This is a genomic window from Burkholderia sp. MSMB1459WGS (genome assembly GCF_001534535.1).
In the GTDB taxonomy this organism is placed as follows: Bacteria; Pseudomonadota; Gammaproteobacteria; order Burkholderiales; family Burkholderiaceae; genus Burkholderia.
Genome location: NZ_LPMU01000002.1, coordinates 23,629 through 48,404, shown reverse-complemented (window position 1 = coordinate 48,404; position 24,776 = coordinate 23,629). Strand labels below are relative to the sequence as shown.

The window sequence follows — 24,776 nt, the reverse complement described above, 5'->3', positions numbered from 1 at the left end:
ATCATCGTTCGGCCCGCACGGCCGCTGCATGCGACTCGCCGGGCGGCTGGCACGTCACCGGAATCGGCGTGCCTTCGAGTTGGAGCTGGTTCGGCAGTGCGTCGATCGTGCAGAGCGTCCGTTCGCCCGCCCGCACCGCCAGCGTGGCTTTCGGCTGAACCTGGGTCAGGAACGCCGCGCCGCCTTCGCCCACGATGCCGAGTTCCTTGCCGTTCGCCGCGTCCTGCACCGACGCACCGAACGGCAGCGGCTTGCCGGCCGCGTCGGTCAGCGTCAGGTACAGGTTGCTGCCGCGCGCGGTGGAAAATTTCACGAAGCCGATCGCGCCGTCGGTCAGCACCATGCGCTGGATCGGGTTCGTCACCTGCACTTCGAGCGGCAGCTTCTCGACGTTGACCGTCGCGTCGTACACGTTGTACGGCGAGATGCCGTCGAGCACCGCGTAGCCGCGCGAGTCGGTATGCGTGAGCGTGCCGGACAGCGGCACGTCGGGTACGCCGTCGGTCGACACCAGCAGCCGCGTGTCGCCCGCATTGCCGTTCGCGTGCGCGGACACGCCGTACTGCGTCGCGACGAACGAGCCGTCGACTTCGAGCGACGCGGCCGCATACGCATTGGCGAGCGTCGACGCCTGCGCGGTGAGCTGGTACGCCGACGTGCGCTGGCGGAAGCTCGCGTTCGCCGACGCGCGGCCGTCCGTCGCGCCCGCATTGACCTGGTAGATGCGTCCGGCCGGGTCGTCGTAGATGTAGCCGGCGTTCGCGCTGGTGCTGCCGCTGCCCGTCGTCAGGTTCGACGTGACGGTGTGGTTGCCGCCGATCGGCAGCGTCGCGGTGACCGAGAACTGGTTGCCGCTCGCGCCCGCGCTCTGCGTGCGGAATGCCGACACGCTGACGTTCAGGTTGCGCAGCGTGCCGATCGAGAACGACCGCGTGAGCGTCAGGCCGACCCGCTGCTCGGACGCACGCGCCCAGTAGGTCGTCTGGTCGTACGAGAAATAGGTCGACGTATTGCCGAAGCGTTTCGACATCGTCGCCGAGTAGCGCTGCTTGCTGTTGGCGAGGCCGTATGACGTCGGATCGCCGGAGAATTGCGCGAAGTTGGTGTACTCGCGCTCGGAGAAACGGTAGCCGAAGAAGCGCACGTCGGCATCGAGCCCGTCGAAGTGTTTCGAATAGTTGATGCGATACGAGTTGCCGTTGCGTGTCGCGCCGTTCCACCACAGGCGCGCCCGCGCGTGCGTGACGTCGGCCGACACCGCGCCGAAGGCGCCGAAATCGCGGCCGACGCCGAGTGCGACCGACGTGTAGCCCGACGCCGCGATGAAGCCGCCATACGCGGTGATGTCGAACGGCAGGCCGTACGCGATTTCGCCGAAACCGAAGAACGGCGTGATGCCGGCGCCGCCGAACAGGCGCGGCTTGCCGACCGCGGCCTTGTAGCGCAACTGTCCGGTGCGCGCGAGGAACGGCACGGCGGCGGTCGTCACCTGGAAGCGCTGCACGCTGCCGTCCTCTTCCTCGACCGCGACGTCGAGCGTGCCCTGCACGCTCGTGTTGATGTTCTGCAGCGCGAACGCGCCCGGCGACACGCGCGTCACGTACAGCACGCGGCCGGCCTGCGACACGGTCACGGTCGCGTTGGTGCGCGCCACGCCCGAGATCAGCGGCGCATAGCCGCGCAGCGACGGCGGCAGCATGCGGTCGTCGCTGCGGATCGACGCGCCCGTCAGCGCGAACGTGTCGAAAATGTCCGAGCTCAGGTAGTCGTCGCCGAACGTCACCGTCGACTGGATCGACGGCAGCGCGCGAAATGCATAAAGCCGGCTGAAGCGGAACGTGCGGTCCGCGTACGCCGTGTTACCCACGTTCGATTGCGCCTGGTAGTCGCCGCGAAAGCGCCAGGCATCCCAGTTCGCGCCCACCGTCCCGTAGGCCTGGATCGAGTTCGTCTGCCCGCCGGCCGCACCGAAGTTGCGGTTCGTGTTCGCGATCACGCGATAGTCCAGCATCGCGCCGGGAATCCCTTCGGACCAGTGATCCGGCGGCAGGTAAGTCGAATCGGTGAATTCGAGCGCGGCCTGCGGAATCGTGATCTTGAGCCGCCCGTCGCTTTTCAGGTAACGCACGGTCGCCCCTTCGATCGCCGCCAGGTCGACGCAAGCGCCGCCCCGGAAGCGCGGCAGGTCCTTGACCAGCGACGGCTTCAGGCCGAACCGCGCGACGAGCTCCGGTCGCAGGCACGGCTTGCCCGCGCCCGTTGCATCGACGGTCACGAATTCGATCGGCTGCAGTCCGAGGTACAGGTCGTTGACCTGCACGTCGAGCATGTACTCGCCGGGCAACGTGAAGTCCGGCTGCGAGAACTGCGACAGGTCGACGTTGCTCGTTCCGTCGATGTCGAGGAACGACGAATTGAATTCCGTCGCATGGCTCTGGCTGCCGACGACCAGCACGGAGACGCAAAGGAAGGAATGTCTGATTCGCACGCGGCGCTACCGTGAGTCCAGGGAGAAGGAAAACGGGAGGAAAGACGAAGGAGGACGGGACGCACGCCCCCCTCCTCCGGTACGGACGCTTACTGGTAGCGGACCGTGAAGTTCGCGACGCCGTCGGCGGTACCCGGCGTCACGCCGGCTGCCGTCGCTTCGTACATCGCCGCGAAGCGCGCGGTGTTCGTGCCGTTCTGCAGCAGCGTCGGCGCCTTCTGCTCGGCGCCGTTGTCGAGGTATTCGCCCGATGCGGACTGCAGGCGGATGCCGACGTTGGTTGCCGAACCGATCGTGGCAAGCAGCTTCGGCTGGCCGGCGCTCGACGTGCCCGTGAACGTGAAGTACGCGTTCTGCGCGATGCTGGTGTCGCAGTCGGTCAGCTTGATGTCGAACGACACCGGGTCCGACTTGTCGCCGGCTTGCTTGAACTTGTTGGTCGGCACCTTGCCGAGCTGCACGGTCTGGTTGACCGAGTTCGAATCGATGCCGCATGCGCCCGCGACGATCTCGCCCGTGAAGTTGATCGTGCCGGTGCCCGCCGCGAAGGCCGAGGTGGACAGGGCCGCGAGTGCGACAGCGGTCAGGAGAGATTTTTTCATGACGTTTCCCGTAAGGAGTGCAAATGGAATGAACGACGTGGCGGACACAAACGGTAGCGTGTGGTGGCTCCCGTCCGACACGAGGCCGCATTATCGAGATAACCGTGAAAGATTTCTGTAAATCATTGTCAAATACATCTGACAATGTTTTCTTTATTCCTCTGGAACCTCATTCTTTCCTTTCGATTTCCAATTCCGGATCTTTAATCCGCAGTCCTTTTTTATTTTCCGGAACCGATTGAAGATTAAGGGAATTTTTTGCCGGTAATCGGCTTGGCCGTGCCCCTCGTCGCTGGGGCCGGCTTGCACGCTGCCTCCACTCAAAGGACAAAACATTGTCCAGTGCCGCCATCGTTGTCCGGTCGCAACACGAATATCGAGTCATTTTCAACTGACAGGAAATTAAAGACGGTATTTCATCAATATGGATTTATCGCGCAAACGATTGCGAAAAGCATACAAACGTTTTACTGCGACACTTTGCCGCCGCCATTGATTCCAATGCATCGATTAATTCGATCGTCAATTACCGATCGGGAATCGACAGCATGCGCGGCCGCCGGAACACGCCTGGCATGCCGGACCGGATGAGATGAGAAACGAAGAGACGCGGCACATGTTTACGCCGGCGGGCGACACGATTGGTCCACGGATGCGGACTCGGCCCCTGCGCGCGGCCGAGAGATGAGAGCGATGCGCGGGCCGGCGAAAGGAAGCGCCGATGACGAAAGGCGGTACGACGGGCGGTACGGCGAACAGCACGCCCTGTCGAAGCGGCGGCCGTACGTCGAATCGTACGGCCGCCGTCATGTCGCCCGACACGCTGCGGTATCGGGCGACGAATCGCCCATCACGCGGAAGCCGCGGCCTCCGCCGATGCAAGCGCCCAGCCGCCGCCGAGCGCGCGATACAGCGCGATCGCATTCGCGAGCCTGAGCTGCCTGAGCCGAATCAACTCCTGCCCCGACTCGTACGTGCTGCGCTGCGCGTCGAGCAGTTCGAGATAAGTCGCGACGCCGCCCGCATAACGACGCTCCGCGAGCTTCAGCCGCGCGCCGTCCGCCGCATACACGTCCTGCTGCGCGGCAAGCTGCCGGTCGATCCAGTCGCGCGCGGCGAACGCATCGGCCACTTCGCGAAACGCGGTCTGCACCGCCTTCTCGTATTCGGCGACCGCGATGTCCTTGCGCGCGTTCGCGACGTCGAGGTTTGCGCGATTGCGCCCGCCCGCGAAAATCGGCAGCGTGATGCGCGGCGCGAAGGTCCACACGCTCGTGCCGGCCGCGAACAGGCTCGAGAACGCGTCGCTCACGGAGCCGTAGTCGGTCGTCAGCGCGATGCGCGGGAAGAACGCCGCGCGCGCCGCGCCGATGTTCGCGTTCGCGGCCTTCAGCCGTGCTTCGGCCTGCCGGATGTCCGGCCGCCGTTCGAGCAATTCGCTCGGCGCGCCCGGCGCCACGGGCGCGATCGACAGCGTGTCGAGCGCGGTCGCGTCGGCAGGCACGTTGCGCGCGAAATCGCCCGCCAGCAGTTGCAGCGCCCGTACGGCCTGCGCATGCTCGCGCTGCAGCGCGGCCTGCGACGCGCGCGCGGATGCGACCAGCATCTCGGCCGAGCGCAGCTCGATCGCGTCGCTCGTGCCGGCGGCATAGCGGCGTTGCGTGAGCGCGGCCATCCGCTCGCGCGCATCGAGCGTGCGCTGCGCCAGCGCACGCTGCTCGAGCAGCGCACGCTCCGATACGTACGCACCCGCCACTTCGGCGATCACGCCGATGCGGACCGTGCGCTGCGCGTCGGCCGTCGCGAAGTATTCGGCGAGCGCCGCGTCGGACAGGTTGCGCACGCGGCCGAACAGGTCGAGCTCATACGCGCTGACGCCGACGCCCGCGCGATACAGCCCGCTGATCGCGCTTTCGCGCACGACCGGATCGTACTGGCGCGCGCGTTCATAGCCGAGCTGCGCATCGACCGACGGCATCCGGTCCGCACGCTGCACGCCGTACAACGCGCGCGCTTCCTCGAGCCGGCCGGCCGCGATCCGCAGGTCGCGGTTGTTCGCGAGCGCCGCATCGATCCACGCCTGCAGCGCCGGATCGGTGAAATACGCATGCCAGTCGTCGAGCAACGCGGCATCCTGCGCCGCGGCCGGGTCGGCCGCTGGCGCAGTACTGCCGTCGACCGGCGCATAGCTTGCCGGCACCGGCGCCGCCGGACGCTCGTAACGCGGCGCGAGCGAGCAGCCGGCGAGCGCGAGTGCAGCGGCCAGCGCGGCCGGAACCCGCCGCGCGGCGCGCGCGTTCAGCGCAAACATCATGGTTGCGAACCCTCCATCGTCGCCGGCCGCGATCCGCCGCGCCGGCGCGGGCCGACGTCGAACAGACGGCCGACGATCACGAAAAACAGCGGGACGAGAAACACCGCGAGCACGGTCGCCGTGATCACGCCGCCCAGCACACCCGTGCCGATCGCCATCTGCGCGCCGGACGCGGCGCCCGATGCGAACGCGAGCGGCAGTACGCCGACCCCGAATGCGAGCGACGTCATCACGATCGGCCGCAGCCGCAGGCGCGCGGCCTCGAGCGCCGCGTCGACGAGCGACATGCGCTGCGCCACGAGATCCTTCGCGACTTCGACGATCAGGATCGCGTTCTTCGCGGACAGCCCGATCGTCGCGATCAGCCCCACCTTGAAATAGATGTCGTTCGGCATCGCCCGCAGCGTCACGCCGAGTACCGCGCCGATCACGCCGAGCGGGACGACCAGCATCACCGCGAACGGAATCGACCAGCTCTCGTAGAGCGCCGCGAGCGCGAGGAACACGACGAGCACCGACAGCGCGAACAACATCGGCGCCTGCGCGCCCGACAGCCGCTCCTCGAACGACTGCCCCGACCACGCATGGCCGATGCCGGCCGGCAGCGTCGCGGCAATCCGCTCGATCGCGCTCATCGCCTCGCCGCTGCTGTGGCCTGCCGCGGCCGAGCCGTTGATCGTGAACGACGGATAGCCGTTGTAGCGCGTGAGCTGCGGCGGCCCGAGCGTCCAGTGCAGCGTCGCGAACGCCGCGAGCGGCACCATCTCGCCGCGCGCGTTGCGCACGCGCAGCTTCCTCACGTCGTCCGGATCGAGCCGGTGCAGCCCGTCGGCCTGCACCATCACGCGCCGCACCTGCGTGCCGTGCATGAAGTCGCCGATATAGTCGGAGCCGAACATCACCGCGAGCGTCGTGTTGATCTCGTCCATCGACACGCCGAGCGCGGACGCCTTCGCGCGATCGATGTCGAGCTTCAGTTGCGGCGCGTCCTGCGTGCCCGCGAACATCAGGTCGGTCAGCGCCGGATCCTTGTGCCCTGCCGCGAGCAGTTGCTCGCGGGCGGCGCTGAACGCCGCGTAGTCGAGCCCGCCGCGATTCTGCAGCCGGAAGTCGAAGCCGCTCGACGAACCGAGATCGGGCAGCGCCGGCGAGTTCATCGCGAACACCGTCGTGTTCGGCGTGCCCGCGAAGCGCTCGTTGATGCGCGCGACGATCGACTGCACGTGATCGCGTGCGGCCTTGCGTTCCTTCCAGTTCTTCAGCGTGACGAAGATCATCCCGCCGTTCGGCCCTTCGCCGTACAGGTTGAAGCCGCCGAGCGCATACGTATAGGCGGTCGGCTCGTCGCGGCGGATGCTCGACTCGACCTCGCGCACGCTCTGCATCGTTTCCGCGAGCGGCGTGCCTTGCGGGCGAATCACCATCACCATGAAGTTGCCCTGGTCCTCGTCCGGCAGGAACGCGGTCGGCAACTGCGTGAGCATCAGCGCGGCCGCCGCGGTCAGCGCGCCGTACACGACGAGCCAGCGCAGCGGCTTCTTCAGCATCGTGCCGACCCGCGTCGCGTAGCGCTGTGTCGCGCGCGCGACGAAGCGGTTGAACCAGCCGAAGAAGCCGCGCTTCTCGTGATGGTCGCCGGACACCGGCTTGAGCAGCGTCGCGCACAGCGCGGGCGTCAACGACAGCGCGAGGAAGGCCGAGAAGCCGATCGATACCGCGAGCGACAGCGCGAACTGCCGATAGATGTTGCCCACCGCGCCGCCGAAGAACGCCATCGGCACGAACACCGACGTCAGCACCACGGTGATCCCGACGATCGCGCCGCTGATCTGCCGCATCGCCTTGACGGTCGCGTCGTAGGGCTGGAGCCCTTCCTCGACCATCAGCCGCTCGACGTTCTCGACGACGACGATCGCGTCGTCGACGAGGATGCCGATCGCGAGCACCATCCCGAACATCGTCAGTACGTTGATCGAGAAGCCGGCCGCATACATCACGCCGAACGTGCCAGCGAGCGCGACCGGCACGACGAGTGTCGGGATCAGCGTCGCGCGCAGGTTCTGCATGAACAGGAACATCACGAGGAACACCAGCACGCCGGCCTCGATCAGCGTCGTGACGACCTTGTTCATCGACACGCGCACGAACGACGACGTCTCGTACGGGATCTGGTATTTCACGCCCGGCGGGAAGTATGCGGACAGCTCGTCCATCGTCGCGCGCACGCGCTTCTCGGTGGACACCGCGTTCGAGCCCGGCGCGAGCTTGATGCCCATCCCGGTCGCGACCTTGCCGTTCACGTACGACGGATAGTTGTAGTCGTTGCCGCCGAATTCGACGCGCGCGACGTCGCGCAGGAACAGCGCGGAGCCGTCCGCCCGCGCGCGCAACGCGATCGCGCCGAAATCGGCCGGCGTCTTCAGCGGCGCGTCCGCGAACACGGTCGCCGCGATCGGCGCGCTGTCCGGCACCGCGCTGCGGCCGATGTCGCCGATCGTCACGCGCGCATTGTGCGCCCGCACGGCCGACGCGATGTCCGACGCGGTGAGGCCGTGCCCGGCCATCTTCACCGGGTCGGGCCAGATCCGCATCGCATATTCGGCGCCCCAGAACTGCACCTTGCCGACACCCTCGACGCGGCGCAGCGCCTGCACCACGTTCGCGGACGCGTATTCGCCGAGTTGCACGGCATTCATCCGGCCGTCGTCGGACGTCAGCGACACGACGAGCTGGATGTTGTCGGCCGCCTTCTCGACCTGGATGCCGTCGCGGCGCACGGGCTCGGGCAGGCGCGCATCGACCGTCTTCAGCCGGTTCTGCACTTCGACGGCCGCGAGATCGGCGTTCACGCCCTGCTTGAACGTCAGGTACAGCGACGCCGCCCCGGCGCTGCTCGTCGCCGACGTATACAGCAACCCCGGCGCCCCGTTCATCTCGCGCTCGATCAGCGCGGTCACCGATTCCTCGACGACCTGCGCGGACGCGCCCGGGTACGTCGCATAGATGCTGACGACGGGCGGCGCGATGTCCGGATACTGCGCGACGGGCAGCGCGCGGATCGCGAACAGGCCGCCCAGCATGATGAAGATGGCGATCACCCATGCGAAGACGGGGCGATCGATGAAGAAACGTGCCATGTTGGTTTGAACCGGTCAGGTTTGACGGGCGGCCGGCGAAGCGGCCGCTGCCGGCGCCGCCTTCGACGGCGGCGCCTTCTCGACGGGCTTGACGACCGTATCGGGCGCGAACTGCGCGGCGTCGTCGACGATCACGCGCTCACCGCCCGCGAGGCCGCGCGTGATGCGCCAGTCGTGGCCGCTCATCTGGTCGGCCGTGACTTCGACGTCCTTGACCTTGCCGTTCGCGCCGACCACGCGCACCGACGTCCGGTCGGTCGTGCGCAGCAGCGCGTCGCGCGGCACGAGGATCGCCCGCTGGTCGACCGCCGTGTCGAGCGAGATCCGCACATACGCGCCGGGCAGCAGCTCGCGCTCCGGATTCGGAAACAGCGCGCGCATCGCGACGGTGTCAGTGGTCGGATCGACCGCGAGATCGCTGAACAGCAATTTGCCCTTCAGCGGATACGTAGTGCCGTCGGCGCGCAGCAGCGTCACCGCGACGTCGTGCTGCGCGATGCCCGTCGCGCGCCCGCTCTTCACCGCGCGACGCAATGCGTCGACGTCGGCGGCCGGCTGCGAGAAGTTCACGTAGATCGGATCGAGCTGCTCGACGGTCGTGAGCGGCGTCGCCTGGTCCTGGCCGACGAGCGCGCCCTCGGTCACGAGCGCGCGCCGTGCCCGGCCCGCGATCGGCGCGGTGACGGTCGCGTAGTCGAGCTGCAGTTGAGCCCGCGCGAGTTCGGCCTTCGCGGATACGACCTCGGCCTTCGCCTGCGTGTCGGCCGCGACGGCCTCGGTGTGGTCGCGCTCGCTCACCGCGCGATCGCGCACGAGGTCGTCGTAACGGCGACGCTTGTCGGTCGCCGCGAGCGCGGCGGCCTGCGCCTTCGCGAGCGCGCCCTGCGCGGCGTCGCGTGCGGCCTTCAGTGGTGCGGGATCGATGCGGAACAGCACCGCGCCCTGCTTCACTTCCTGGCCTTCCTCGTAGGTACGTGCGGTGACGATGCCCGCGACCCGCGCGCGGACCTCCGCCTGCCGGTATGCGTCGAGCCGGCCCGGCAGTTCGACGGTCATTGGCACGGCCGTCGGGCGTACCGTCACGACGGTGGCCTGCTTCGCGGTCTCCGGCGCGGCGTCCTTGTCGCCCTTTCCGCATCCGGCCACGGCCAGCAAGGCTGCGAGCGCGAACGGCGCCAGCCGCATGCGGCGCCACAGGGTGCGTTTGTTATTCATGTTCTGACCTCGGATCACTCGCCGCCGATACAATGCGGCGGCTCAGGGAGGCCGATTATAATCAGTCACGACTGATTAAATACAGGCGACTTCAATCTGGCCCGCACATTGTCTCAATAAAACGACAGCGAACTGTAAGGAATTTCACGACATGGCCCGCAAGACCCGGGAAGAATCGCTCGCCATCAAGCACCGTATCCTCGACGCCGCCGAACTCGTGCTGCTCGAGCGCGGCGTCGCGCAAACCGCGATGGCGGACCTCGCCGAGGCCGCCGGGATGTCGCGGGGCGCCGTGTACGGCCACTACCGCAACAAGATGGAAGTGTGTCTGGCGATGTGCGACCGCGCGTTCGCGCGCACCTCGGAAGGTTTCGACGCGGGCGATGGCCTGCCGCCGTTCGCGACGCTGCGGCGCGCCGCGTCGCACTACCTGCAGGAATGCGGCGAGCCGGGCCCCATGCAGCGCGTGCTGGTGATTCTCTATACGAAGTGCGAGCAGAGCGAGGAAAACGGTGCGCTGCAACGGCGGCGCATGCTGCTCGAGTTGCAGATGCTGCGCATCACCAAGGCGCTGCTGCGTCGCGCGATCGCCGCCGGCGAAGTCGCCGCCGATCTCGACGTGCATCTGGCCGCCGTCTATCTCGTGTCGCTGCTCGAAGGCGTGTTCGCGTCGATGATCTGGACCAACCGGCTGCGCGGCAATCTGTGGAACGACGCCGAGGCGATGCTCGACGCCGGTTTCGACGCCGTCCGCACCTCCGCCGCCCTCCGCCGACGCGCGCAAAAATTGCCTGACCGACCAAAATCGTCGTAACAAATGCTGATTTAACCCGATTTACCGCAGTGCGAAACGAATGAGCTGACCCCCTTTAAAATTTTTAACGTTTCGCGGAACATCGGTAGACTGACGCTGTCATTTTTCTTTAGCGTCTGCGTGATACCGGGTTCGACCCGGTATGCACGCCGCCGTTCGAAGCGGGCCAGCCCCGCGCGTTGGGTCGAACGGAAACGACACAGGCCCCTGGCGGGGCCTGTTTTGTTGCACGCCCGCCGCCCGCCCCGTCGCCTTTCGACGATGTGCCGCCGGTGGCCCCCGCCCACACCCCTTTGAACCGCTTTCCTGGATGTGGACACCTTGGTCAAGTCCGTCGTAACCCCTGATGCCGTCGCGCCCGGCCGTGCGCAGCGCGCCGTGCGCGCGCTCGTGCCGGCCGCCGTGCTCGGCGCCCTCGCCGCATTCGGCCTCGCCGCCGCGCTGCCGGCGGTGTCGCAACTGCCGGGCGCCGTCGACTCGGGCACGGCCGCGCTGCCGCAGCGCGTGCTGTCCGATACGCCGTTTCCCACCGCGCAGCATTTCGTGACGAGCGAGCTCGCCCGCACGATCGGCGAGCGCAACGAACACGTCGAGCGCAACGATCGCAGCCTGCAGCCGGGCCTGTTCGCACCGCTCAGCGCGCATCGCAACGACATGCTCGGCTATGCGAGCCTGTTCCAGTTCGCGTCGCCCGAACAGCAGCACGGGATGCGCGCGGGCGACATCGAGCTCACGCTGTCCGATACGCTGAACCGCCTCGACGTGCCGCCCGAAGTGCGCATCCAGCTCGGCGATCTCGTCACCGGCAAGGTCGCGATGCGCGCGAGTGCGCAGCGCGGCGACTATTACCGCATCGCGTTCGACACGAACGACGGTACGCCGCGCGTCACCGCGCTCGAGCTGCGCGTCGCCGGCCGCACGTTCGGCGCGATCTGGTTCCGCGCGCCCGGCGCCGAGCACGGCGCGTACTACACGCTCGACGGTTCGCCGCTCGAAGCTGCCGCGTTCACGATGCCGGTCAAGTGGACGCGCATCAGCTCGTTCTTCGGCGAGCGCATCCATCCGCTGTCGCAGGCGATGGCGTTCCATACGGGTGTCGATCTCGCCGCGCCCAGCGGCACGCCGGTCGATGCGGCCGCCGACGGCGTCGTGTCGTTCGTCGGCACCGATCCGGGCGGCTACGGCCGCTATGTGATCGTCGATCATGCGGACGGCTATTCGACCTACTACGCGCACCTGTCCGCGTTCGCGCGCGGGCTGAAGGTCGGCGAAACCGTGAAGCAAGGCCAGCGCATCGGCTCGGTCGGGATGACGGGCGCCGCAACGGGCCCGCACCTGCATTTCGAGGTGCGAGTCGCGAACGATCCGGTCGATCCGCTCGTCACGCTCGCGAGCGCGCAGACGGCGCTGTCCGACATGCAGCTCACCGCGTTCCGTCAGGAAGCCGCGCAATGGCGCTTGCGCCTCGCGTCGATCAGTACGACGCCGTTCGCGTTCACGCAGAACGACGGGCCGCTGTGGGGCGATTTCGCGACCGGTTCGTCGACGCTGCGCGCGGTGTTCGATACGCATTACAGCGCGTCCTAACGCGCGAACGCCGGCAATCACGCCAAGAATCGCACCGCGGCCACAGCAGCATGCTCACGCCCGTCGCCGCTCGACCAGCGGCGACGCGGCCCCCATCTTCATCACCGGAAATCCGCCGCCTGCATCGGGCGGCACGCCGTCACCGCGCGGGTTCGGTGCGCTCCGCCGCCTGCGCGATGCGCGGCGCCCTCGGGCGCCGCGACAGCAACCACCGCGCCGCGCCGTCGAGCGACGTGCACAGCACCAGATAAATCGCCGCGACGAACAGGAAGATCGGCGCCGGATACACCATCAGCCGGTTGTTCACCTGGGTCGCGACGAACGACAGCTCCGGCACGCCGACGATATACGCGAGCGACGTGTCCTTCACGAGCGCGACCCACTGGTTGACGAACGACGGCGTCATGATCCGGATCGCCTGCGGCAGCAGCACGTAGCGCACCGTCTGCCAGCGCGTGAGGCCAAGCGACAGCCCGGCCTGCCATTGCCCGTCGCCCGCCGCGACGATCCCCGCATGCACCGCATGCGCGAGATACGCGCCGCCGACCAGCGCCAGCGCGCACACGACCGTCGCGAGCCCCGGCACGTCCATGTGCAGCAGCACGGGCATCAGGAAATACGTCCAGAAGATCAGCATCAGCACCGGAATCGCGCGAAAGAAGCCGATGAACGCGAGCAGCAGCACGCGCGCCGGGCCGCGTGCGAGCGCCATCGCGACGCCGAGCGCCACGCCGAGCCCGGCCGACGCAATCGCGGACGCGAGCGCCAGCACCAGCGACAGCGCGGCGCCGCCGAGCGGGCCGTCCGGAAACGCGCCGACGAGCAGGTACGGCAAATTGGAGACGAGCAGCGAAAGATCCATCGTCAGCGCCCCGCTCCGAGCCGGTCGCGCCATTGCGTCGCCGCGTACGCACCGGCCTCGATCGCGGCCACCGCCGCGACGTACAGCAGCGTCGCGACGCCGAACGCGGCGAACGTCCTGAACGTTTCGGTCTCGACCTGCCGCGACGCATACGACAACTCGGCGACGCCGATCGCCATCGCGAGCGACGAGTTCTTCACGAGATTCATGTATTGGCCGAACAGCGGCGGCAGCGCGATGCGCACGGCCTGCGGCAGCACCACGTAGTGCAGCGACTGCATCGGCGTGAGGCCGAGCGCGGCCGCCGCATCGTGTTGCGCACGTCGCACGCCGCGCAGGCCGGCTTCGCATTCCTCGGCGACGAATGCCGCCGTATAGGCGCTCAAGCCGACCCAGCCCGCGACGAATTCGAACGACGGCCACGCGAGCGTAAACGGGCCCACGCTCACCGCATGGCGCGCGTTGAGCCACGCGACCCACGTATCGGGCAGCAACGACGCGACGCCGAAATACCAGAACAGCAACTGCACGAGCAGCGGCGTGTTGCGAAACGCGACGACGTATGCGGCGGCGACCGTGCGCGGCGCCCTGCCGCGCGCATGCCGCATCACGGCGAGCAGTAGCCCGCCGACGGTCGCGGCGACGGCCGACGCGGCCGCGAGGCCGAGTGTCAGCAGGAAGCCCTGCCAGAGCCAGGACAGATATTTGGGAGCCAACCCGAGCATGCTGTGGCGCGCGCGAAGCGCACGTTCGGATGAAAACGAAAAGCGCCGCACGGCCGACGTTCAGGCCGATCGCGGCGCACGTGCGTGACCGATCAGGTCTTGTCGCCGATACGGAAAATCCGCGTGAGCGGCGTTTTCGTGGTCGGCCCGAACCATGCGTCGTAGATCTGCGTGGCGCGACCGCTCGCCTCGAGCCCCTTCAGCGTGTCGTTGACGAAGCCGAGCAGGCGCGTCTCGCCCTTCGGCACGCCGACACCCATGTAGTCGTTCGAGATCGTGAATGCCGGGATCTCGTAGTTCTGCTTGTCGGGCACGTTCGCGAGCAGGCCGATCAGTTTCGGGCCGTCCTGCGTGATGGCCTGCACGTTGCCGGCGCGCAGCGCGGCGAACGCGAACGGCGTGTCGTCGTACGCGACGATCGTCGCCTTCGGGAATTTCTCGCGCAGCGTGATCTCGTTGGTCGTGCCCTTGTCCGCGCCGACGCGCAGGCCGTTCAACTGGTCGGCCGATTTCAGCACGCCCTTCTTCGCGAGAAACTGCTGGCCCGACGAGAAATACGGAATGCTGAAGTCGACCTGCTTCGCGCGCTCGTCGGTGATCGTGAAATTCGCGAGCACGAGATCGACCTTGCCGGACGTCAGGAACGGGATGCGGTTCGCGGGGTTCGTCGGTTGCAGTTGCAGCTTCACGCCGAGCTTGTCGGCCAGCGCCTTCGCATAATCGACGTCGAGACCGACGATGCGGTTGCTTTTCGCGTCGACATAGCCGAACGGCGGATTGCTGTCGAACGTCGCGACGCGCAGCACGCCGGCCTTCCTGATGTCGTCGAGACGGTCCGCATGCGCGACGGTGCCTGCGGTAACGAGCGCGACCCCGATGAGCCACGTAGCGAGCGTGTTGATTTTCATGAGCACGACCTGATTTGTTATGGAGGCCGCCGCGGATCGCGCGGCAGCACGGTTCGAAGAACATCGCGACGCAGTGTCGTCGCGAAGCCGCTAACGTATCAGCGCGCGCGGCGAACTCGAACCAATAAATGGTGCTTTGCTCTGCGGGTTTCGTGATGAGGCACGCATCGCGCGCCGCGTCACGGAAACGTGAACGAGAATTCCGCCCCACCGCCCGCATAGCCGGGCGCCAGTTCCCCGTCCGCGCCGGTACGGATGTACTGCGCACGCAGCGGCATCACGGCCATGTCGCCCGTGCGTCGCATCGGATACTCGGTCGCTGCGCCCGGCTCGCCGTACGCGATCCGCTCGCCGGTCAGCGCGTTCGTCATCACGATGTTGAATCCGCGCGCGACCGTCTGTCCTGCCGGCGCGCTCAGTTGCAGCAGCGTCTTGTCGGGATTCGGCTGCGCGGCCTTGTCGCGGAAGCTGATCGACGGCTTGGCCGACGCTGCGCACTGGCTGAGCGCGATATCGAAACTGACCGGCTTCGACGTCGCGTTCAGGCTCGGAAAATTGCTGATCGAGAAGTTGCCGAGCGTCACCGGCACGATCTCCTTCGACTGCACCTCGCAGCGGTTCGGCACATGAATCTCGCACTCGCTGCCAATGCACACGTTGCCGACCCCGACGAAAGCCTTCAACTGCTTGCAAAGGTTCGGCGGGCTTGTCTGCTCGGGCACCGCCACGGTGCCGCCGACCGTTGCGACACCTTTCGGCAAGTCGAGCGCGTAAATCGCGACGGTCGGATTGCCCGGCAGGTTCTTGACGACCAGCTTGCCCGGCGGCAATTGTGAAACCGGCTTGGCGAGCACCAGGAATTGTCGGAAGCGCATCATTCGCGAATCGGTACCCCCGGCGCCCGACTGGATGAGTGCTTGCTTCGCGGTCGCCACCGGCAGCGTGCCTTGCTGCAGCGTGCGCTCGACGCCGTCATCGGATACGCCCGCCCATTTGAAGCCGATGCCATCGACGTTCGTCTGCGCGACGCCGTCCGCGACGATACTGCCCGGCGTCCAATGTGCCGCACTCACGAGTTCGTGTGCCGTCGGAGCCATGCTGCCGTACTTGAACGTCACCATGAGCGAAACGGTGCGCTTGTACAGGATCGCGTTGTTCGGTGTCGTGCTCGTCAACGGCGTCTGCATTTGCCAGGGTGTCGCTTCGACGTTGCTGAAACTGCAATCCAGCGCCGTCGCGTTACTACCGCTTTGCGCCATGACGTGCGTGCCGAACGCAAGCATCAGATATCCCATCATCGTCAGGCGTCGTATCGCCCGGCCGATACGCCCGGGCCTGCACCATTGAATCGTCTTCATGCTGCCCCACCTTTGTATCGCTGGCTGGCGGGCGTGCCGATCGGCACGCCCGCCAGCCATTGCATTACTCGATCACACCGAGATTGAGACCGGCGATCTTTTGCAGCGCAGCTTCGCCGGACGCGATGCTGTTGCGGAAGATGCCTCGGTTGATACCGACGAGGCCACCGAAGGTCTGGCCCGACGATCCGTTGACCCGCCCGCTCGCGACGGAGCGCTCGACGAATCCGGTGTTCATGCCGATCAAGCCGCCGAGTGTCGAATAGCAGCCGGCGCCGACCATGCCCGATGCCGACGCGTCACGCACCGTACCGAGGTTTTCGCCAGTAAAACCGCCCACCGTGCTCGACCCACCGCCCGTCACGTTGCCGGTTGCCGACGCGGCCTCGATCGTGCCGGACGTCGTGTTGGCGCCGGCAAAACCGCCCACTGACGCGCCAAACCCGCCAGACACGTCGCCGCTCGCATCGACGTTGCCCAGTTCGGCCGCGTTGCTGCCGACGAAGCCGCCCGTCTTGCTGTAGTTGCCGCCCGTCGTCTTGCCGCGCGCGACCGCGTGTGCAATCCGTCCGCCGAGGTGACTGCCGACGAAGCCGCCGTTGGTGCCCTGGCCGCCTTTCACCGCGCCATGCGCTTCCGCCATGTCGATGATCGCGTTCGGCCCCAGGTTCATGCCGACGAAGCCACCCGTCGAACCCGTCGATGCGCTCCAGACCTCGCCCAGCGCCTTGCTGTCGGTCACGATCCCCTGGTTCAACCCGACGAAACCACCGATCGCTTGCGCATATCGACCGTCGACGATGCCGCTCGCACTCGACTTGACGATCTTGCCGGTATTGCTGCCGACGAGGCCGCCCACCGTACCGCCAGAGCCGCCTGTCACGCGGCCCAGCGCGGCCGAGTCCTCGATCATGCCGAGCAGGTTCGCCCCCACCAGTCCACCCACGTTCACGCCGGCGATATTGGCGCCCGACGTGGTGCCGCGGCTCGTCGACCGGAGAATGTCGCCGCCCCGGTTCACGCCGACGAGCCCGCCGATCGACGCGAGATTCGATGCACCGCCGAATACGGTCGCATTCGATTCGCTGTCGGCCACGACACCGGAGAGCTCGCCGACGCGGTTCTCGCCGATCAGGCCGCCGACCGCATACGACATGTGGTTGCCTGTCACATATCCGGCAAACGATGCGCGGGACATCTCGCCCAGATTGGTGCCGACCAGCCCACCCAGCGCATTGCTGCGGTTGGCGTTCGCATTGACCTGCATGCCGGTTGCGGTCACGTTCGAAATCTTGCCGGCGTTTTCGCCCACCAGCCCGCCGATGGACACCGGACCGACGCCCGCCGCGGCGCTGACGCGCAACGACTTCAGGTTGAGGTTGGCAAGCGTGCCGGTGTTGCGGCCGAACAGCCCGGCGTACGGGTCGCTGCTCGTAATGTTGAGGTTGCTGATCGTGTTGCCGAGGCCGTCGAACACACCGGAGAACTGTGCTCCCGAACCAATCGTCTTGAACGCGGAGCCGTAATAGGAACCCGCGATGTCGTTGCCGAGCACGTACAGCCCGTCGAGATTCGCATCGACCGCCTGCAGCTGCTGCAGGTTCTGGATCACGGTATAGCGATACCCGTTCGATTCGAAACCGGCCCCTGCCCCCGACAGCTTCACTGCCGCACCGCCCGTCAGCGATTGCGCGACGCCGTAGTCGAGCGTCAGAAGCGCATTCGCGCCGGTCAGCGCGATCGGCGCCGCGATCCGCACGTTGTCGTGTGCGTTAATCGCGAAGTGTGCATTCGCGCCTGTCGCGCGCAGCGCGCCGTTGATCGACACGTCGCCCTGCCGGCTGGCCAGCGTCAAGCGGTTGCCGCCGGCCCAGGTAACGGCCCCGTCGACCGAGGTGTGGCCGCGATCGGCGACCAGCTCGACATCGGTGGTCGCGAGATTGCGCGACAGCGTGTCGGCCACGATCGTACCGGGCTGGTTCGCACCGGCCGTGACCGACACGTCGGACGATGCGATGCGCCAGGAGCCGCCGCGACCGTTGGTCGCGCGCGTATCGACCGTTGCACCGAGCGCCACCTTCACGTCCGCACCGCGCGTGTCGACCGTGCCGCCGTTGCCCGGTGCCGTCGCGCTCGCATTCAGCACACCCGCGACGTTCACGGTGCCGGCATCGTAGCCATCCAGCGAGATCCGGCCCGCCGTATTCCTGAGCGTGCGCGCCTCGATGGTGCCTTGATTGTTGACTACCGTACGCAGCAACGTATCGGCGGTTTTGGCGTTCATCAGCACCTGTCCGCCGTCGGCTTTCAGCAATTGTTCGTTGCTGACGAGCGCGTTGACGGTTCCCTGGTCGACCTGCACGCTGAGCAGCTTGCCGCCGTCGAAGTTCAGCGTGACGTCGCTGCCCGACGCCAGTGCAACGGTGCCCATCTGTGCCTGGACGATTCCCCTGTTGAACACGCGCGCGCCCAGCAGGGCGATCGACCCGCCTTCGCGCGCCACGAGATTGCCGAAGTTCTGCACTTCGCTCGGACTCCGGCCGGAGAACCGGAAGCGGCCTGCGTCGAAGTCTTCGTTCCTGATGTCCAGCGTCGTCGCCAGCAGCCCGCCGACATTGACCTGCGCGCCCTTGCCGAACAGGATGCCGTTGGGATTGACGAGAAACACGCGGCCGTTCGCGTCGATGTTGCCGTAGATCGCGCTGCCGTCCTGGCTGACGACCCGGTTCAGCGCGATCGACGTCGCGGACGGCTGGTTGAACGTGACACGCTGCCCTTTGTCGACGTTGAACGACTGCCAGTTCGTCACCAGTTTGTCGCTGTGCTGGTTGATCGACATCTGCTGCCCGTTGTCGTAGCGAAGCATGTCGGCTTTCCCGGACACGATCGTCTCGCCCGTCGGCAGCGCATGCACGGACGTCGCTGCGCCGCCCGCAAGCAGCGTCAGCACCGCGACGACACGCGCTCGCGTGCTGGACTTGCCGCGCCGGCGTACCCGTTCGCCGGCGACCTGCCAGGCGCCTTGTCGGTCGTTCCACACCAGAGCATAGGTCTTGTTCACTTTCGTTTTCCCTTGTTGTAGTTGAATCCCTGCCGATACCCCCGGCAGGACGGGTCCTGCAAACATTGACGTGCCGCTCGTCACGGCGGCGCGGCCCGCGCGCGGTATTCGTGCGACGCACCGCTCTCGTCGACGGCGTCGAACACGATCGCGCCCGCGCCGGCCCGCATGCCGATCGGAATCTCGGCCCGGCCGAACGGCGCGACGTCCACCGCGCCGCTCTCCAGCACGACGGGTTCGCCGTTCACCGACAGGCGCGTCAGCGTCACGTAGTACGGTGTGGGGTTGCGCGCGGCGACCGATGCAGCGGCCTGCGTGCCGCCGTGCGTCCATACGAGCCGGTTCGGCGCGTCGTCGGGTTCGCCATCGAGACCGGGCGGCCGAACCAGCAGCTTCATCCTGAGCCGGTACGCGATGCGCAGTACGTGCTCGCCGGTCGGCGCGGCCGGCGGCACTTCGAGCAGATTGATCCAGAAGCACACCTCACGGTCCGTGGGAAGGCCGCCGCCGACAGCCTGCACGCGAATGGACAGCGGCTGCCCCGGATCGAGCCGCGCAAGCGGCGGCGCGACGACGAACGGCACGCGCAGACGGCTCGGGTCGGCATCCGGGTCGCCGTCGTCGAGCCACGCCTGCACGAGGATCGGGGCGCTCCCGCCGTTGCGGGCGAGGATCGTCAGCGCGCGCGCATTGCCCGGATAGACGAACCGCGTGCCGACCACGGAGAGAGACGCCTCGCACCGGACCGCGCCGACGCTCGCGACACAGGCCAGCACGAGCGCGCGCAAGACGCGACCGGTATCCGGGCGGCGGCACCCACGACGCGACGACAGCCGCGCAAGCGGGACATCACGAAAGCGTGAACGATGCATCGTGTTAGCGCCCTCCGTCGTGCTCGGCTCGCGATGCGACGGCGTCCCGCGTCACCGTCGCCGCGCGGCAGGTACCCGTCAGCATCACGTAGCCCGTCCCCGCACGCTGCGCAGCCGGTATCGTGTAATCGATCACGCACTGCTGGTCCGCACGCGGTCCCCATTCGACACGAATCCGGCCGTCGTCCGCGGCGCTGCGTACGAACAGTCGGCTGCCCTGGCCGACCACGCCGAGCGCCGCGCCGGTGTGTGCGTCGAACGCGCGTGCCGCGAACGCCAGCGGCCGCCCTTCGTCGGTCTGTGCGTCGATCAGCAGCGCGCGCGCCTTCAGCGTGTCGTAAGACAGCATGACGATCGACCCCGAGCGCGGGGCAACACTGCGCGACACCGTCTTCAGCTCGACGTTCTCCGGAATGTCCTTCGGGTCGATGTCGATCTTGTTGAGCTGATACGGAATGAGGCTCGGCACGATCGCGTAGCCGAAGCGGTCGACGCGCGCGCTCGTGTTCGCGACCTGTGCGCCGCGCGCGTGCGGCGCGTGCACGACGCCGATGGTCTCGCTCAACGTGGGTGCCGGCGTCAGGCCGCCCGGATGCAACACGAGGCCGCCCGTCGCGTTCGCCGAAGCCTGCTGGTAGTCACGCCCGATGCCCAGATTCGCCGACACGGACACGGCCGGCCGCTGATAGCCGATGCCGAAACTGCCCGACGATGCGCGATTGTTGCCGTCATAGCTCGACGCCAGCGAGTACGATCCGTCGCCCCGCTCGCCGAAGCGGCCCGCGAGGCTCGCCGTGGCGCTCGTGCCGGCGCTGCTGTCATGCGTCACGAGCGAGCTGAAGATCGGCGCACGCCGCGAATTGCGGCCCAGCGGAATCGACACGTTCACGCTCGCGAGCGTGCTGCCTGCGCCACCCCCGAACGACGGCTCGCGTCCGGACAGGTTGCGCACGCGCTGCACCGACGCGGTCACCGTGGCATCGCGCCACTGCGTGCTGTAGCCGAGCGTGAAACTGACCGTCCGCCCGCCGCCCGCCCAGTAGCTGAGCGCCGATCCGTTCGCATAAACGCTGCCCGCACTCCCGATCTGCTGGCTCACGTTGAGATCGACCCGATCGCGCAAACGCGCAAACGTGGCCGCCCCTGCGCCCTGATCGCCCCGGCCGTTCAGCAGCATCGCGTCGCGCAGGCCGAGATAGCCTTTCGTGGAATAGCGATACGCGAGCAGCGAGAAGTTCGTCCCGCTGTTCGGCAGGTTCTTGCTGTACGACACGCGAATGCTCGAACCGGTCAGGCGCTCGCTGCCGCGCGGCTGCGTGCGCGCGATCGTGATGTCCGCCCCGAAGCCGCCGATCGACGTATTGAGCGCGACACCCACCAGCGCGGACTGGTAGCGGCTCGCGAACGCGGCGCCGCCATAAGCCGTCACGGCATTGCTGACGCCGCGCTGCACGGTGAACTGGCCGACGTACTGCTTGCCGATATCGTCGCCGAGTTCGATCGCCTGCCCCGCCGTCACGCTGAACCGCGTGCTGCCCGGACGCAGCAGTTGCACCGTCGTCGCGAACGGCACCACGAAGCTGCGCGTCTCTCCGTTGGCCTCGGTCACCGTCACGTTCAGGTCGCCGCCGTAGCTCATCGCCTGCAGGTTGTCGATCGCGAACGGTCCGGGCGCGACGGTCGTCTCGTGCACCAGATAGCCGCGTTGATAGATCGACACCTTGGCGTTCGACTGCGCGACGCCGCGCACGACGGGAGCGTAGTAGCGCTGCTCGTCGGGCAGCATCCTGTCGTCGCTCGCGATTTGCACGCCGCGAAACGACACGGCGTCGAACATCGAACCGCTGGTCGAGCTCTCGCCCGCCAGCAACTGCGCGTGCCAGTCGGACAGATCGGTTTGGGCATACACGTAGCCGCGCTGATAGCGCGCGCCGCTGCGCTGCGACCACGTCAGGTTGCCGTTGTGACGGATCCGGATGGGCCCGGCGCTCGCCGCCATCGACAGGCCCGTATAGAACTGCGAATACTCGTAACCGCTCGAACGCGTCGTAAACGCACTCGCGTTGTAGTTCAGCCATGCGGCCGGCACGCCGTTCGTCCAATGCGACGGGTCGACGTACGTGCTCTGGCTCGCGAGCCGCATGTAGAGCTGGGGCGCAGTCAAATACAGCCTCTGCTCGGCCGCGTCGAACGACAGCGCGCCGCCGGGCACGTAGCGGGACAACGCATCGCAGATCGACCCGTCGGGCATCGGATTCGGCGGCTGGCTGCCATCCTGGCCGCGCGCGCTTCGATCCAGATCGATGCCCGCGCGCTGCAGCAGCGCGCGATCGTAGCAAGGCAGCACGTCACCGCGCACATCATGACGGAACATGATGTCTTCCACGCCGCGCCACTGCCCGTTGACGATCAGGTCGACGCGATGCATGCCGGGCACGACCGCGTTCGGCCGTGCGAACGGCGTCGTATCGATCGGCTCGCTGCCCGCGCCGTGCATCAGCATCGAATCGTCGAAGTGCGTGTCCCCGCCTGTCGACACGCTCGATGCCGCGCTCGCTGTCGAGCGGCGCGTGCCGTCCCGCCCAGCCGGCTCGACCGTATCCGTCGTCGCGGCGAAACCGTTCGTCCCCGACACCATCGCGATCGATGCGAACACGGATGTGACGGCCAGCAGACAAGGACGCTGCAGAAACCGCGGCGCACATGAAAATTGAAAACCAGCCGAACTCAGCATGAGGATACAGTTGTTTCGCATACCGAATCGATTTTCATGATCCGGCATGCTGTGTCGTGCCTTCGAGATGTGCTATGTGAACCTGTTGCTCAATCGGTCAATTTTTTAGTTATCGTGCTGCGGCCGCCGTAGTCGTCGATCGCCATGTAGCGCACGGCCGTCGGACGCTGCGAACGCGCGGTGGCGGCGGGCAACGGGAAGCGCTGCGACCCGAACGGGGCGACCATCCCGCCGCCGGCCGGGACGAAGGTTCCGCCGACGTCGCCCTCCACCATGCCGAACGACACGTAATACGGCGTCGGATTGGAAACCTCGAGCGATATCGGCTGCCCGCGCGTATGCGCCGCGTCGGCCGATACCTTCCACACCAGCTTGTCCGCCGCGGTGTCGGCGTCGTTCGCGAGCGCCGTGGGCCGGTAGAACAGTTTGATGCGGGTCCGGAACGCGAAGCGCAAGCGGTTGTCCGCGTCCTGCGTCACTGCCGGCACCTCGAGCACGTTCAGCCAGAACACCGATTCGCGGTCGGCGGGCAGTTGTGCCTGCAGGTTCGTGATGCGCAGCACGGCGTTGCGTCCGGTTTCGACGCGCACCAAGGTCGGCGCAACCAGGAACGGTGTGCGCATCTCCTCGGGCGGCACATCGGCGCGGCCGTCGTCGATCCAGCTCTGCGCGAGTACCGGCTCGGTACCTGCGTTTTTCATCCGGACCGTCACATCGCGGGCATGCTCCGGAAAAATCACCCGGGTACCGTCCAGCAGCAGTGCCGCCTGTGCCGGCGCGGCACAGGCGGCCCACGCCACGACACCGGCCACGGCTTGCACACGAAGGGAACGAATGGACAGGTTCATGACGTGGAGCAGAGATTGCATCGATCAGTGGTACGCGAGCACGTAGCGGATGAACGAGTTGCCCGAACCGGTCTTGATCGCAGCCGGCGCGGCCGTCGATACGTATTGCGCCGTATAGGTCAGCGTGGCGGTGTTGTTCGCGACCGTCGCGACTTGGGCATCCGCGATGTTCTGCGGCTGACCGAGCATGATCTTGCCGTTCTTGCCGTTGCCCGCATCCTTGAGCTGGATTTCGATGCCTTCCGCCGGCTTGGTGCCGACGAGTTTCAGGTTGCCGGTCACCGGATTGATGTTGATCGACCGCTGATCGAATTCGACCAGAACCTTCGTGCCGTCGGTACACCCTGCATTGCCGCCGATGTTCAGGTTGAACGTGACGGGATTCGAAGTCTTGCCGATTTCGGTGAACGTGTCCGTGCCGATACGGTCGCCGAGTTGCACTTCCTTGCGGTTGCCGGCGCCCGGCGCTGCGCCGTCGATGTTGCAGGTGACGTCGGAAATGCTGCCGTAGAACGCAAGCTCGCCGTCGAATGCGTGGGAAACCGACGGCACGAGCGCAGCACTTGCGATACCTGCGGCGACGCAACCCCGGAGCAGATTCATCTTCATCGTTGAATTCCTTTAAAAATGGATGTTTTCTCGGAACAGCCCGTTCACGTGCCGGCATTCGATCGTTTCGCCGATTGCCGCAGCACGAACCTGGTCGTCTTATTCCGGAAGAAAGGCTGACCTCATCCGCGAATTTGACGGCCAGCGAAATTCTATTAATCAAAATGATTTATCGATATCGTACTGGTACGAATTATTCCATTCGCTTATCGAAGCATGTGGAATTCGAATGAACGCGGCAATCGCGAGCGGCAGGCAGCCGACGATGCTGGCGCAGCAAGGGCGCACGGCACTTCGACCGATAGTCGATAACGGAACGACGAGGCGAAAGAAGGCCCGGCGAGCGTCCGTTATTGCACGCGCAAAATCCAGGCCAATTGCATTATTTTGTTAACAACAGTTTCAGATCATCTCCCATCCAGTAATTTTCTCATTGGAATTGACATGTATTCAGAAAAATCTCATGTGCACGCCCCTCGCGACTCATTTTAAAAGGGTAACCAATCGAGAATATTGCACACCAGAATCAGCATTTTCCTTTTCCATGCCGATTCGTCATTGCGGGCCGCCGGTCGTTTCGCAATCGCATCGATATACGCGTCGTTACCGACTTGTCCCATGTGCGTCGTTCGGGTCCGGCGC

At 66.6% G+C, this 24,776-nt stretch carries 16 protein-coding genes; 2 read left to right on the top strand and 14 right to left on the bottom strand.

Annotated elements, in window-relative coordinates; translation table 11 throughout:
• Position 1: 1 nt before the first annotated feature.
• The 5 genes from WT97_RS00400 to WT97_RS00380 form a co-directional block, all read right to left on the bottom strand.
• Positions 2 to 2,455 carry a fimbria/pilus outer membrane usher protein gene (locus WT97_RS00400; RefSeq protein ID WP_060352588.1) on the bottom strand — a complete coding sequence of 818 codons (2,454 nt, stop codon included), beginning with the start codon at positions 2,453 to 2,455 and terminating at the stop codon, positions 2 to 4.
• A gap of 122 nt (positions 2,456 to 2,577) precedes the next feature.
• Entirely contained in the window at positions 2,578 to 3,090 is a 513-nt protein-coding gene (locus WT97_RS00395) for a fimbrial protein (protein ID WP_059498958.1), read from the bottom strand.
• A gap of 850 nt (positions 3,091 to 3,940) precedes the next feature.
• Positions 3,941 to 5,401: an efflux transporter outer membrane subunit gene (locus WT97_RS00390; RefSeq protein ID WP_060352624.1), complete on the bottom strand. Its 1,461-nt coding sequence runs from the start codon at positions 5,399 to 5,401 to the stop codon at positions 3,941 to 3,943.
• The gene (locus tag WT97_RS00385; RefSeq protein ID WP_059498959.1) at positions 5,401 to 8,541 is read right to left on the bottom strand and encodes a multidrug efflux RND transporter permease subunit; all 3,141 of its coding nucleotides are present in this window, start codon (positions 8,539 to 8,541) and stop codon (positions 5,401 to 5,403) included. The genes WT97_RS00390 and WT97_RS00385 overlap by 1 nt, the downstream gene beginning before the upstream one ends.
• 15 nt (positions 8,542 to 8,556) lie before the next feature.
• On the bottom strand, positions 8,557 to 9,756 hold the full coding sequence (locus WT97_RS00380) for a MexX/AxyX family multidrug efflux RND transporter periplasmic adaptor subunit (protein ID WP_060352587.1): 1,200 nt from the start codon (positions 9,754 to 9,756) through the stop codon (positions 8,557 to 8,559).
• Positions 9,757 to 9,907: 151 nt separating this feature from the next.
• On the opposite strand from WT97_RS00380, the gene WT97_RS00375 reads away from it, so the two are divergent.
• The gene (locus WT97_RS00375; RefSeq protein WP_059498961.1) at positions 9,908 to 10,570 is read left to right on the top strand and encodes a TetR family transcriptional regulator; all 663 of its coding nucleotides are present in this window, start codon (positions 9,908 to 9,910) and stop codon (positions 10,568 to 10,570) included.
• Between the two features lie 321 nt (positions 10,571 to 10,891).
• Positions 10,892 to 12,157: a M23 family metallopeptidase gene (locus WT97_RS00370; protein ID WP_059498962.1), complete on the top strand. Its 1,266-nt coding sequence runs from the start codon at positions 10,892 to 10,894 to the stop codon at positions 12,155 to 12,157.
• A 139-nt stretch (positions 12,158 to 12,296) separates the two neighbouring features.
• Here the strand turns inward: WT97_RS00370 and WT97_RS00365 are convergent, their stop codons facing one another.
• The 9 genes from WT97_RS00365 to WT97_RS00325 form a co-directional block, all read right to left on the bottom strand.
• Entirely contained in the window at positions 12,297 to 13,019 is a 723-nt protein-coding gene (locus WT97_RS00365) for an amino acid ABC transporter permease (RefSeq protein ID WP_059499094.1), read from the bottom strand.
• A 2-nt stretch (positions 13,020 to 13,021) separates the two neighbouring features.
• Positions 13,022 to 13,744, bottom strand: coding sequence for an amino acid ABC transporter permease (locus tag WT97_RS00360; protein ID WP_059789834.1), 723 nt, complete (start codon positions 13,742 to 13,744; stop codon positions 13,022 to 13,024).
• 92 nt (positions 13,745 to 13,836) lie between these two features.
• Positions 13,837 to 14,652 (bottom strand): ABC transporter substrate-binding protein, encoded by an 816-nt coding sequence (locus WT97_RS00355; RefSeq protein ID WP_059498964.1) that lies wholly within the window; start codon positions 14,650 to 14,652, stop codon positions 13,837 to 13,839.
• Positions 14,653 to 14,831: 179 nt separating this feature from the next.
• Positions 14,832 to 15,950: a fimbrial protein gene (locus WT97_RS00350; RefSeq protein ID WP_257128434.1), complete on the bottom strand. Its 1,119-nt coding sequence runs from the start codon at positions 15,948 to 15,950 to the stop codon at positions 14,832 to 14,834.
• Between the two features lie 124 nt (positions 15,951 to 16,074).
• Positions 16,075 to 19,071: a GLUG motif-containing protein gene (locus WT97_RS00345; protein ID WP_060352586.1), complete on the bottom strand. Its 2,997-nt coding sequence runs from the start codon at positions 19,069 to 19,071 to the stop codon at positions 16,075 to 16,077.
• Positions 19,072 to 19,151: 80 nt separating this feature from the next.
• Positions 19,152 to 19,859, bottom strand: a complete 708-nt coding sequence (locus tag WT97_RS00340; RefSeq protein WP_257128433.1) for a molecular chaperone — start codon at positions 19,857 to 19,859, stop codon at positions 19,152 to 19,154.
• 88 nt (positions 19,860 to 19,947) lie between these two features.
• Entirely contained in the window at positions 19,948 to 22,599 is a 2,652-nt protein-coding gene (locus tag WT97_RS00335; RefSeq protein ID WP_060352584.1) for a fimbria/pilus outer membrane usher protein, read from the bottom strand.
• A 167-nt stretch (positions 22,600 to 22,766) separates the two neighbouring features.
• On the bottom strand, positions 22,767 to 23,525 hold the full coding sequence (locus WT97_RS00330) for a molecular chaperone (RefSeq protein ID WP_060352583.1): 759 nt from the start codon (positions 23,523 to 23,525) through the stop codon (positions 22,767 to 22,769).
• A gap of 24 nt (positions 23,526 to 23,549) precedes the next feature.
• Positions 23,550 to 24,134 (bottom strand): fimbrial protein, encoded by a 585-nt coding sequence (locus tag WT97_RS00325; RefSeq protein ID WP_059498970.1) that lies wholly within the window; start codon positions 24,132 to 24,134, stop codon positions 23,550 to 23,552.
• Positions 24,135 to 24,776 lie beyond the last annotated feature (642 nt).